The following is an 11,143-nucleotide window of genomic DNA, read 5'->3' as shown; positions in this document are numbered from 1 at the left end:
GTCGTATTGCATGACAGATCATCGTGGCGTTAACTGATACGATCTCGCGATTCCAGACACTTTCAGTCGTATGCGCATATTGCTCGTTGAAGATGATCCCCTGGTTTCCGACGCCATCGTGCGCGGCCTGGCCACCGCCGGTTATGTCGTGGATGCGGTGACCGACGCCGAATCGGTCCAATCCCGCCTGGATACCACCCATTACGACCTCGCCATCGTCGATCTGGGCCTGCCCGGCGAAGACGGTTTCACCCTGGTGCGCCGCCTTCGTCGCGATGGCAGCTCCTTGCCGCTGTTGATCGTGACCGCCCGCGACGGCCTGGACGATCGCGTCAACGCGCTGGACCTGGGCGCTGACGATTACCTGGTCAAGCCCTTCGCGCTGCCGGAACTGGCGGCACGCTGTCGCGCGCTGATCCGCCGCGCTACCGCCGCTACCGCCAATGAGATGGTGGTGGGGCAGCTGCGTATTGATCTGGCTGGTCGCCGTGCGATGGACAACGCCGGCCGCGTGCTGGAGCTGACGCGGCGCGAATGGTCGATCCTGGAATGCCTGGCCCATCACAGCGGCCGCGTGGTGAGCAAGGAGCGCCTGATCCAGGCCATCGTCAGCTGGGATGAGGAAATCTCCGGCAACGCCATCGAAGTGCACGTATCGCGTCTGCGCGCCAAACTTGGCGAAGCGGCGACGGTGCGCGGCATTCGTGGCTTGGGCTACCGCCTCGACGACGCGTAGCATCGATCAGCCGGCGCATGGCGACAGATTCAAAACTCCGGCGTGCGCCGAGCATTCGCGGACGATTGGTCGTCTATCTGCTGCTGCCACTCGTCTTGCTGCTCGTAGCAAGCATCTGGGCCGATCACAAAACCTTTGTAACGCCGCTATACGACGCTTTTGACCGCGCCCTTTCCCACACGGCGGTAGCGATTGCCGCGCACCTTGAGCGTGGAGACGACGGCCAGCTTCATCTGGAAGAACCGGAATTCGGTCCGCCACATCCTCCCGGCACCGAACCGCCACCACCGCCCGATGTCTTCGGCGATCGCGGCAAACCGCCGGAACGTTTCGTTGCTCGCAATGGACCTGCGGTCTGGCGGCGACTGTTTCCGGGCGCACGTGATAGCTTTCTCTATCGCGTAAGCCTGCCCGATGGCCGCACCCTGGTCGGCGATGAAGGCCTGCCCATCGCCCAAGGCAATAGTGCTGTCGGGGATTTCAGTTTCTCCGACGTTACTTATAGAAAGCTGGTCCTGCGCATCGCCAGTTATCGCACGCAAGTGGATGGCCAACCGGTGATCGTCAGCGTGGGCGAAACCGTGAACCGGCGCAGCCATGCCGTGCGTCGACTGGATACCGTCATCGGCCTCAGCGACGGCATCCAATTGCTGCTCGTGCTTGGCCTGTGTCTGTTCGGCATTACCGTGGCACTGAGGCCGATCAACCGCCTGCGCGAACGCATCGCAGAGCGGCAACCGCAATCGCTGCAACCGCTGCCGCTGGAGCCCGTGCCCAGCGAAGTACGCCCGCTGGTGCAATCACTCAACACCCTGCTGGTCACCGTGCGCGATGCTGCGCAGGCGCAGCAGCATTTCCTCACCAACGCCGCGCACCAGTTGCGCACCCCGCTCACCGGCCTGAAAGCGCAACTGGAAGTCCTGGCGAGCGAAACACACGACGAAGCACAGCAGGAACGCATAGCACGCCTGTATGGCAGCGTGGATCGCCTCGCCCACACCGCCAGCCAGCTGCTCGCGCTGGCACGCGCCGAGCCGTCCACACACAGCCCCGGCGACTTCACCGACGTACAGCTGGAAGCACTGATCGGCACCGTCGCCGACGCCATGCTCGACCGCACCATCGCCCGCGATATCGACCTGGGTGCCGAGTGCACGCCGGCCCACGTGCGCGGCGTGCACTGGCTGCTGCATGAGCTGCTGATCAACCTGGTCGACAACGCCATCCGCCACACGCCCGACGGTGGCCGCATCACCTTGCGCTGCGGCATGCACGACCATGCGCCCTATCTGGAAGTGGAAGATAGCGGCCCCGGCATTCCCCCTGTCGACCGCGAACGCGTGCGCGAGCGTTTCTACAGCACCGCCGGCAGGGACGGACAAAGCAGCGGCCTGGGCCTGGCCATCGTCGAAGAGATCGCGCGCGGCCATCAGGCCCGCTTCGAGATCCTCGACGCGCTCGAAGGGACGGGTGCACGCATGCGCGTGGCGTTCCGGCCCGAAACGGTGAAGGAATAGGCATTGAGCTCGCGCCATGCGGGGTTTTACTGTGCCCGCGCTGCCGTTTTCACCGCCCCGGTTGTAGCTGTACTGTCACGTACAATTTTTTTCACAAACCCCCTTTTCGCGACGACACCAAGCCTCCATAGTCGGGGGCTATCCCCGTGAGGCTTGCCCCGTGTCCATACCCAGTGCCGTCAAAAGCACCCCGATCTACGGCCGCCAGCAACTGATCGATTACCTGGCCGCTGGCGAGAAGCCGCGCGACGCCTGGCGCATCGGTACCGAGCACGAAAAGTTCGGCTTTCGCACCGACGACCTCAAGCCGCCCGCATTCGAAGGAGAGCGCGGCATCCGCGCCCTGCTGGAAGGCATTGCGGCGCGCTATGGCTGGGAGATTGCTCGCGAAGGCGAAACGCCGGTTGCGCTGGTGCGCGACAAAGCCAACATCACGCTGGAACCGGCCGGCCAGCTGGAACTGTCCGGCGCGCCGCTGGAAACCATCCACCAGACCTGTTGCGAAGTGAACAGCCATCTGGAAGAAGTGCGCTCCGTGGCCGATGGCATGGGGCTGGGTTTTCTCGGCATGGGCTTTCAGCCCAAGTGGCGCCGCGACGACATGCCGTGGATGCCCAAGGGCCGCTACAAGATCATGCGCGAATACATGCCCAAGGTCGGCTCGCTCGGCCTGGACATGATGACGCGCACCTGCACCGTGCAGGTCAACCTGGATTTCGCAAGCGAAGGCGACATGGTGCGCAAGTTCCGCACCAGCCTCGCGCTGCAGCCGATCGCCACCGCATTGTTCGCCGATTCGCCGTTCACCGATGGCAAGCCGAACGGCTATCTCTCCTATCGCTCGCACGTGTGGACCGATACCGATGCCGACCGCACCGGCATGCTCGATTTCGTGTTCGAAGAGGGCTTCGGTTACGAGCGCTATGTCGACTACATGCTGGATGTGCCGATGTATTTCAGCTACCAGGATGGCCGTTACATCGATCTTGCCGGCAAGGACTTCAAACGCTTCATGGCCGGCACGCTCGACGAACTGCCCGGTGTGCACGCCACCATGAAAGACTGGGGCGACCATCTCACCACGGCTTTCCCGGAAGTGCGGCTGAAGCAATACCTGGAAATGCGTGGTGCAGATGGCGGCCCGTGGAATCGCCTGTGCGCCCTGCCCGCCTTCTGGGTCGGCCTGCTCTACGACGACGAAGCGCTGAATGCCGCGTGGGATCTGGTCAAGCACTTCTCGCGCGAAGAACGCCACGCGCTGCGCGACGGCGTACCCAAGCATGCGCTCAAGCTACCCTTTCGCGGCGGCACCGCACGCGATCTCGCACGCGAAGCCCTGCAGATCGCGGCACACGGTTTGAAGCGCCGCAACCGGCTCAATCGCAACGGCGCCGACGAAAGCATCTTCCTCGAACCGCTGATCGAGATCGTCGAAGCCAACCAGACACCTGCCGAACGCAAGCTGGAGTTGTTCCATGGTGCGTGGCATGGCAGCGTCGATCCCGTCTTCAAGGAATTCGCATATTGATCGCGGCGCCGGCTGGGCACGCACCTTTTCTGGCGGGGCTGCTGCTCGGCGCCTCGCTGATCATCGCTATCGGCGCACAGAACGCCTTCGTCTTGCGCCAAGGCCTGCTGCAATCGCATCGTTTTCCGGTCGCGTTGTTCTGCGCGCTTTCCGATGCCGTGCTGATTGCAGCCGGCGTGGGTGGCTTGGGCGCGGCCGTGGGGCAGCATCCGCGTGTGCTGATGGTGGTGGCGTGCATCGGTGCGCTGGTGCTGGCGTGGTATGGCATCAAGGCCATGCGACGTGCCTTCCATCCGGAAGTGCTCACCGCCGATACACATAACGACACCGGCAGTGTGTGGAAGGTACTTGCCACCTGCGCCGGCTTTACCTGGCTCAACCCACACGTCTATCTCGACACGGTGCTGCTGATCGGCAGTCTCGCCGCACCGTGGCCAGCAACGTGGCCACGCGCGTTGTTCGGCATCGGCGCGGCGACGTCTTCGTTTATCTGGTTCTTCGGTCTTGCCTACGGTGCGCGCTTGCTGGCACCGATGTTCCGCAAGCCGCTGGCGTGGCGCGTGTTGGACGTGCTGATCGCGTTGGTGATGTGGGGCATCGCGGGCAAGCTGCTGTTCTCTTTCCTTATGCACTGACATGCCACGTAGGCTGGGATGAAATCCCAGCTACTTGACGATGGCAATGCTGGGATTTCATCCCAGCCTACGTGGCACATCAATCGTACGTGCGAATCCGCAGCCAGCGCGCGATCAACGTATCCAGGCTGATCTTCCCCGGGCCGGCGATCAGGAACCAGAAAAAGATCGTGATGTAGAGCACTTCATCGGCTTCGACATAATCATCCAGGCCCATCAGGCGGCTCGATACCACCAACGCCAGCGCCACGATCATGTTGATGATCATGGGAATGCTGACCAGGCGCGTAAACAGCCCGAGCATCAGCAACAAGCCGCCCAACAATTCCGTCCATGCCGACAACGCGGCATTGAATGCCGGGTGCGGAATACCCCAGCCGATAAAGCGCTGCGTAAAGCCATCCAGGTTCTGCACCTTGCCGATACCGGTCTCCAGCCAGAAGTAGCCGAACACCAGCCGTATCACCAACGGTCCCAGCCAGCGCCCTGCATGCAGGATGCCAAGCAAACGCGAAGCGGTCGTCGCCACCAGATGACGCATTACCTATATTCCCATCGATGAAGTAGGCGCATGATGCGCGGGCTCGCCCACGCCCTATATGTCCGCACGTCCAGACTTTCTTGCCTGGCATCCGCCGGACGAACGGGCATAAATGCGGGATGCACGGGCGCAGCAACCGATGGACCGGAGCAGCACAATGTTCTTGTCCGAATCCGCACTCATGCCACGGACAAGCTTTCTGTGCCGCCATGCGGCGACCCACAACTTCTTGGAGCCATAGATATGAACGTCAAGACAGTCAATGCCAGCGCCATGGCCGTGATGGTGGCAGGCCTGTTCGCCGCTGCCGCGGTTTCTGCCGCACCCGTCGGTCACGCCGCCGGCGACCAGGCCATGGTCAAGTGCGTCAACTCCAGCTCCTGCAAAGGCCAGGGCGCCTGCAAGCAGGCCACCAACTCCTGCAAGGGCCAGAACAGCTGCAAGGGCCAGGGCTTCACCATGCAGAAGACGCAGGCCGATTGCGACGCCGCACAGGCCGCCGCGAAGAAGTAATGCACTGCGGGATGCACGCCCCTGTCGCGTGCATCCCGTCCTTGAAGGGAACGCCTCGCCATGGTCATGCATGCCACTGAGCGCACCAATGCACTGCCCTGCCTGGGCTACGGACTGGGCTTGCGCGTGGAGCATTACGAAGCCTTGCTCGCACAGCCTTCCCGCATTGAATGGCTGGAGATCGTTTCGGAAAACTACATGGTGCACGGCGGCTTGCCGCTGGTGTGGCTGGAACGTTTTCGCGAACGCTTTCCGCTGGTGATGCACGGTGTGTCGATGTCGATCGGCAGCACCGATCCGCTTGATGACGACTACCTTGCGCGGCTTGCCGCATTGGCCGAGCGCATCGAACCGGCGTGGGTATCCGATCACTTGTGCTGGACCGGCGTGCAAGGCGTCAACCTGCACGACCTGATGCCGCTGCCATACACTGAGGAAGCGCTCGATCATGTCGTCGCACGCGTCAAGCAGGTGCAGGATCGCCTCAAGCGCCGCATTCTGCTCGAGAACGTTTCCAGCTATGTCAGCTTCGGCGCATCGCAATTGACCGAGTGGGAATTTCTGGCCGAAGTGGCCGAACGCGCCGACTGCCTGATTCTGCTGGACATCAATAACGTCCACGTCAGCGCGATGAACCATGGGTTTTCCGCACTGGATTATCTGCGCGGCATTCCCGTATCGCGCGTGCAGCAGTTCCATCTTGCCGGTTACGAACAAGGCGAACGGCTGATCATCGATACGCACGACGCACCGGTTTCCAACGCGGTGTGGGATCTTTACCTGCACGCCGTGCGCCGCTTCGGTCGCGTATCGACCATGATCGAGCGCGACGATCATTTCCCGCCACTGTCCGAGTTGATGGCGGAGCTGGAACACGCGCGCGTATTGGCCGAGCCACTGCTGCGAGACGCCGCATGACCTCATTGCAAGCCATGCAGCAACAGATGCTGCAGGCCATACTGGCGGAAAACACGCAGATACCGTCGATCATTGGCGACAACGGCATCGCCGATGCGCGCAGCCGCCTGGACGTTTACCGGCATGGATACCGCGTGCGCCTGCGCGATGCGCTGCAAGCCGAATTCACCGGCTTGCGCAGCATGGCCGGTCGGCGCTTCGACACCATGCTGGACAAATACATCAGCGCGCACCCTTCCGAGCATTACAACATCCGCTGGTACGGCGCGGGCCTTGCGGCGTTTCTCGACTACGCCTATCCGTGGCGCGATCAGCCGCAGCTGGCGGACATGGCGCGGCTGGATTGGGCCATCTCGGTCGCCTTCGACGCCGCCAATGAAACCAGCGCGAGCATCGCCGACCTTTCCACCGTGCCGCCCGATGCATGGCCGGTGTTGCAACTTTCCCTGCTGCAAAACCTGCACGTGCTGGATTGCAGCTGCAATGCCGAAGCATTCCGCCGTGCCGCCGACCAGGGCAAGCCACGCCCACGCTTGCGCCGCTTCGCACCGGCGCGGCAGATTCTGGTATGGCGCAAGGACACCACCGTGCACTACCGCCGCCTGGATGACGACGAGTGGCAGGTGCTGAGCGCGGCCATCCGCGGCGAATCTTTCGCCGCGCTCTGCGCGTGCCTGCGCGGCTATCACGGCGAAGCCGCCGCCATGCCGCGCATGGTGGCCATGCTGCAAGGCTGGCTGGCGGCTGGACTGATTCGCGGCTGGACGCTCGCCCCGGCATAGCCTTTCGACACCGGCGTAACCTGCCCACACTTCCGGCGAATACCTGACAAAGCGCCATGCCACGGAAGTCTCCATGCACGTCGATGCTTACGCCCAACTGACTGGAATACCGCGCCCGCCCTCGGTGGCGCCGGCCCTGGAGGCCTTGCTCAACCAGTCGATGTTGCGCGTCGAGATCGTGGCCGAACCGCAGTTTTGCGGCTCCTGGTTCGCCGATGCCACCTGCAATGGCAACGGCCTGTTTCATCTGGTGAATACCGGCGAATGCCTGATCGAGAGCGAAGCCCTCGAGGAAGCATGGCATCTGCAAGCCGGGGACCTGGTGGTATTTCCGCATGGCGACCCGCACCGATTGCGCGCGCGCGACGTTACCAACGACATCACCACCAGCCTGATTTGCGGCGAACTTCGCTACGCCAGCCACACCCGGCATCCGCTCAGCCATGCGCTGCCCGCCTGCTTCGTGGTGCGCGACGCGCAGGCCGATACCCTGTTTAGGCAGCTATCGACCATGATGGTCGAGATCGCGAAAACCGAAGTGCCCGGCCGCAAAGTTCTATTGAACAAACTCGCCGACACCTTGTTCACCCTCGCCGTCTGCGATTACGCGCACCGCCATGCCGACCAGCAAGGCCTGTTCGCCGCCCTGGCCGACAACCGCATCTGCAAAGTGCTGCAGGCCGTGCACGAAGAACCCGGCCATCCGTGGACCATGCAGAACATGGCGGCCCTGGCCTGCATGTCGCGCTCCGCCTTCGCCGAACGCTTCGCGCAATTGATGAACGTACCGCCCATGCAGTACGTCACGCAGTGGCGCGTCAATGTGGCGGAGCGCCTGCTGCACGATCCGGACCTCTCCGTGGCCTCGATTGCCGAGCGCCTGGGCTATAGCAGCGAGGCGGCGTTCCGGCGCCTTTTCAAACGCGTCAGCGGCATCTGCCCCGGCCACATCCGCGCCGGCAGCCGCCACGCCCGAGGGTCGCGCCAAGCAGCATCAAACGAGGCTCACCAGGACACCCGGTAAGCTGCGGCAACTTCTTTCCCTTCGTCGCCGCGCGTCACCTCGCTGAAACGTGGCATCATTTCCCGAAGCGCAGGGCTGAAGCGCTGCAGATTCGCATGTCCCGCCGCGATTATTGAACGATCGGGTTTGTTTATCGGCGGGTCTTTCCATGGGGTGGCATTGAAGGAGATCGGCTGAATGGCATCGTTTCGAAGCAGCAGGGATGGCGCGTCCCGAACCGCCCGTCCCACGCTGGCGCGGCGCATTCGCAGCGGCGCCGGTCCCATGGCCGCACGCAACCTGCATGGGCACGTCGTGCAGGTGCTGGGGCAGCGCATCGTCAGCGGCGCCATCAAGCAGGGCGAAGTACTGCCGCCGGAAGCCACCATGGCCGAAGATATGGACGTCAGCCGTACTTCCTTGCGCGAGGCAATGAAGGTGCTGTCCGCCAAAGGCCTGGTCGAAGCACGTCCCAAGGTCGGTACGCGCGTACGCGATGCACGTTTCTGGAACCAACTGGATGCCGACGTACTGGCCTGGCGCTGCGCCTCCATGCCCACTTCGGATTTCGTGCAGAAGCTGTCGGAGATGCGCGAGATCATCGAACCGGCTGCCGCGGCCAGCGCCGCCCGTCATCGCTCGGTGACGCAATTGAAGCGCATGCAGCAGGCCTTCGATGCGATGGAGGCATCGCACGATCCGGAATCCTGGACCACCGCCGACATCGACTTCCACGAAGCGATTCTCGCTGCGACCGGCAACGAGTTGCTGATCTCGCTGTTCTCGGTGATCGAGACGGCGCTCAGCAGCTACTTCACCATGTCGGCGCTTAGCGCGGTGAACTTCAAATATTCGTTGCCGCAGCATCGCATGGTGTTGCAGGCCATTCGCGACAAGGATGCCGAGGCGGCACACAAGGCGATGCTCAAGGTGATTTCGGATACGAAGGAAAACTTGAGCAACAAGCGGCGCAAAGCCTGACCGCAGGTTGGGGTGCGAACCCCAACATCGCCATGCACGCATACATCGGATGTTGGGGTTCGCACCCCAACCTACTCCGCGGGATCCAGCTCGATGTAATCAAGATCGTAAGCGTGCTCGGCACCATCCACGACGATGGTGTTGTCGCCATCTTTCAAATTCACACTCACGTCCATAAGCATCCAACCGCGACCATCCGTCTTGCCGTTACCAGCAATGGAGGTTCCATTGACGCTGACGCGCGGCACAGCCGGAAAGCCCAGAGCTTCATAGCGCAGACGCAACACATGCGCTCCGCCGCGATCACGGTGGATATCGAACTGCAACTTGCCATAAGGCGCAGCCGTAATACGCGCCATGCGCCGGTTCGATGCATGCGGGTTGCCGATCACCACCGCATTCGTCCGTGCCGCATCTTCCGCTTCATAGCGATTGAAGTTGAGCGACGCATCCGCATACAACATCACGTTGTACGCGGCTTTCCACCTCTGCTCCAGCTTCGGCGATGACGATGATGTGATGTGCAGGAAGCTGCCGTCCTTCTGCTGCAGCAAGGCTTGCGTCCAACCCGCATGGATATTGCCGGTGATCTTCTGCACCAGTGCCGGCACTTCCCACCACGGCCCCTTGCCGCCGTTGTTGTTCCAGTAGAAGCTGCGCCCTGCTGCATCGCCGTTGCCGCCGGCACGTTCTGCCGATACCACGATCACACCCTGCGCGCCGCCCACTGGAAACCAGCTCACCACTGGACACGCGGCCGGCCATGCACCGCCCTCGGTTTCCACCGGCGTGCCGCGATCGGCCGGATCGCCGAAGTTGAGGCCGTCCGCGCTGAATTTGAGATGGACCTTGCCGTTCTCCGGACCATCGATATCCTCGAAGTTCATCACGTAGCGGTGATCCGGCAAACGCGTCACCACCGCCATGCCGGGTCGCTCCACGCCGCCAGGCATGCCCACGTCCATGACCTCCTCGCCCCATGTCTTGCCGCCATCGCTGGAAAGCTTGTGCGCGAGGATCTGATTGAAGCCTTGCGCTTTGTGCTGTTCGCTCGAGTAGTAAGCGACCATCCGGCGGTCGTCGAGAATATGGATATTCGGCTCCCACACACCGTGGTTGTCCTTGTCCTCGGGATGACCGCCACCACGCACGATGGAGCTACGGTAGTGCCAGGTCTTGCCTTGGTCGTTGGAGGTGTAGAGCTGCAAATCCTCTTCGACGATATGTCCCTTGGCATCGTTGCGCGTAGCATTGGCAGCAAGCAGCAACGTACCGCGCTTCGAATCACCGCTGTCTTGCTGCAGCTCCGATATATTCGGCTGCCAGCGCAATTGCCACGCAGCGTTGCCGGGATGCTCCTGGTCGATGACGTTCTGCATGAAATGCCAGGTCTTGCCGCTGTCATCGCTGACGTAGAGCGGAATGCCGGCCATGCCCTTCTGCTCGAATACCAGCAGCAGGCGCCCATTCGCATCGCCTTGCTGCGACAAACGCACAACAGACGCATAACCCGTGCCCTCGGCAAGTAATTGGCCACTTGCGACATCAGGCGCTTGATCCTGCGCCTGCGCGGCTGAGATGCCGGCCATGGCAAAAAGAACACCGGCAAGATGACATGTCGTTCGACGCATGACGACTCCTCGAAGACAAGCGGCGGCCGCACGCATGCGACCGCCAGGAATAAAAAGAAGGAGCACCACCAAGGATGCTCCCGAGGGGGAAGCAGAGGGTGCGCTGATCAATGCTGCGCAGCTGTCACCAGCCCCGAGGGGTGATGTCCACAAAGCCCGCAGGCTGCGCCGTACGGCTTGAACAGACGGCCAGTCTGCCCTGCGCCGTCCGACACACCCTGCGGGCTTTCTGAACATCATGCCAACTACGCAGAATCAATCAGCTCATCCTTAAAGTTTGAAACGGAAACCCAGATTCACCGTGCGATCCTGATAGCGGATATCGCGCGGACGCGACGTACCGTCACCCCAGTACTGA

The 11,143-nt window shown here is 62.3% G+C and carries 12 protein-coding genes; 9 read left to right on the top strand and 3 right to left on the bottom strand.

The window, feature by feature from the left end; genetic code table 11:
- The first annotated feature begins 70 nt into the window (after window positions 1-70).
- The 4 genes from VJR68_RS10820 (at window position 71) to VJR68_RS10805 (ending at window position 4,416) form a co-directional block, all read left to right on the top strand.
- The gene (locus VJR68_RS10820) at window positions 71-736 is read left to right on the top strand and encodes a response regulator (RefSeq protein WP_324147692.1); all 666 of its coding nucleotides are present in this window, start codon (window positions 71-73) and stop codon (window positions 734-736) included.
- A gap of 17 nt (window positions 737-753) precedes the next feature.
- The gene (locus VJR68_RS10815) at window positions 754-2,253 is read left to right on the top strand and encodes a sensor histidine kinase (protein ID WP_324147691.1); all 1,500 of its coding nucleotides are present in this window, start codon (window positions 754-756) and stop codon (window positions 2,251-2,253) included.
- A 160-nt stretch (window positions 2,254-2,413) separates the two neighbouring features.
- Complete coding sequence (locus VJR68_RS10810) at window positions 2,414-3,781, top strand: glutamate--cysteine ligase (RefSeq protein WP_324147690.1); 1,368 nt, start codon at window positions 2,414-2,416, stop codon at window positions 3,779-3,781.
- Window positions 3,778-4,416 carry a LysE/ArgO family amino acid transporter gene (locus VJR68_RS10805; RefSeq protein ID WP_324147689.1) on the top strand — a complete coding sequence of 213 codons (639 nt, stop codon included), beginning with the start codon at window positions 3,778-3,780 and terminating at the stop codon, window positions 4,414-4,416. Before VJR68_RS10810 ends, VJR68_RS10805 begins: the two co-directional genes overlap by 4 nt.
- 79 nt (window positions 4,417-4,495) lie before the next feature.
- On the opposite strand, the gene VJR68_RS10800 is transcribed toward VJR68_RS10805, so the two are convergent.
- Window positions 4,496-4,957 carry a DoxX family protein gene (locus VJR68_RS10800; RefSeq protein WP_324147688.1) on the bottom strand — a complete coding sequence of 154 codons (462 nt, stop codon included), beginning with the start codon at window positions 4,955-4,957 and terminating at the stop codon, window positions 4,496-4,498.
- A 243-nt stretch (window positions 4,958-5,200) separates the two neighbouring features.
- On the opposite strand from VJR68_RS10800, the gene VJR68_RS10795 reads away from it, so the two are divergent.
- From VJR68_RS10795 to VJR68_RS10780, 4 genes are all read left to right on the top strand, one after another.
- On the top strand, window positions 5,201-5,470 hold the full coding sequence (locus VJR68_RS10795; RefSeq protein WP_324147687.1) for a hypothetical protein: 270 nt from the start codon (window positions 5,201-5,203) through the stop codon (window positions 5,468-5,470).
- Between the two features lie 60 nt (window positions 5,471-5,530).
- Window positions 5,531-6,388, top strand: a complete 858-nt coding sequence (locus tag VJR68_RS10790; protein WP_324147686.1) for a DUF692 domain-containing protein — start codon at window positions 5,531-5,533, stop codon at window positions 6,386-6,388.
- Window positions 6,385-7,170: a DNA-binding domain-containing protein gene (locus VJR68_RS10785; RefSeq protein WP_324147685.1), complete on the top strand. Its 786-nt coding sequence runs from the start codon at window positions 6,385-6,387 to the stop codon at window positions 7,168-7,170. Before VJR68_RS10790 ends, VJR68_RS10785 begins: the two co-directional genes overlap by 4 nt.
- A gap of 73 nt (window positions 7,171-7,243) precedes the next feature.
- Window positions 7,244-8,194, top strand: coding sequence for an AraC family transcriptional regulator (locus VJR68_RS10780; RefSeq protein WP_324147684.1), 951 nt, complete (start codon window positions 7,244-7,246; stop codon window positions 8,192-8,194).
- Here the strand turns inward: VJR68_RS10780 and VJR68_RS10775 are convergent.
- On the bottom strand, window positions 8,176-8,439 hold the full coding sequence (locus VJR68_RS10775) for a hypothetical protein (protein WP_324147683.1): 264 nt from the start codon (window positions 8,437-8,439) through the stop codon (window positions 8,176-8,178). The genes VJR68_RS10780 and VJR68_RS10775 overlap by 19 nt on opposite strands.
- A gap of 19 nt (window positions 8,440-8,458) precedes the next feature.
- On the opposite strand from VJR68_RS10775, the gene VJR68_RS10770 reads away from it, so the two are divergent.
- Window positions 8,459-9,154: a FadR/GntR family transcriptional regulator gene (locus VJR68_RS10770; protein WP_324147682.1), complete on the top strand. Its 696-nt coding sequence runs from the start codon at window positions 8,459-8,461 to the stop codon at window positions 9,152-9,154.
- 71 nt (window positions 9,155-9,225) lie between these two features.
- Here VJR68_RS10770 and VJR68_RS10765 read toward each other — a convergent pair whose 3' ends face one another.
- Window positions 9,226-10,785 (bottom strand): exo-alpha-sialidase, encoded by a 1,560-nt coding sequence (locus VJR68_RS10765; protein WP_324147681.1) that lies wholly within the window; start codon window positions 10,783-10,785, stop codon window positions 9,226-9,228.
- Window positions 10,786-11,143: the final 358 nt, after the last annotated feature.

This window comes from Dyella sp. (genome assembly GCF_035277725.1).
In the GTDB taxonomy this organism is placed as follows: Bacteria; Pseudomonadota; Gammaproteobacteria; order Xanthomonadales; family Rhodanobacteraceae; genus Dyella_B.
This window is presented reverse-complemented; position numbering and strand designations above follow the sequence as displayed.

Coding starts and splice junctions, on each gene's coding strand:
- VJR68_RS10820 (WP_324147692.1), top strand. CDS start 71: ATGCGCATATTGCTCGTTGAAGATGATCCCCTGGTTTCCGACGCCATC.
- VJR68_RS10815 (WP_324147691.1), top strand. CDS start 754: ATGGCGACAGATTCAAAACTCCGGCGTGCGCCGAGCATTCGCGGACGA.
- VJR68_RS10800 (WP_324147688.1), bottom strand. CDS start 4,957: ATGCGTCATCTGGTGGCGACGACCGCTTCGCGTTTGCTTGGCATCCTG.
- VJR68_RS10795 (WP_324147687.1), top strand. CDS start 5,201: ATGAACGTCAAGACAGTCAATGCCAGCGCCATGGCCGTGATGGTGGCA.
- VJR68_RS10790 (WP_324147686.1), top strand. CDS start 5,531: ATGGTCATGCATGCCACTGAGCGCACCAATGCACTGCCCTGCCTGGGC.
- VJR68_RS10785 (WP_324147685.1), top strand. CDS start 6,385: ATGACCTCATTGCAAGCCATGCAGCAACAGATGCTGCAGGCCATACTG.
- VJR68_RS10780 (WP_324147684.1), top strand. CDS start 7,244: ATGCACGTCGATGCTTACGCCCAACTGACTGGAATACCGCGCCCGCCC.
- VJR68_RS10775 (WP_324147683.1), bottom strand. CDS start 8,439: ATGCGCCGCGCCAGCGTGGGACGGGCGGTTCGGGACGCGCCATCCCTG.
- VJR68_RS10770 (WP_324147682.1), top strand. CDS start 8,459: ATGGCCGCACGCAACCTGCATGGGCACGTCGTGCAGGTGCTGGGGCAG.
- VJR68_RS10765 (WP_324147681.1), bottom strand. CDS start 10,785: ATGCGTCGAACGACATGTCATCTTGCCGGTGTTCTTTTTGCCATGGCC.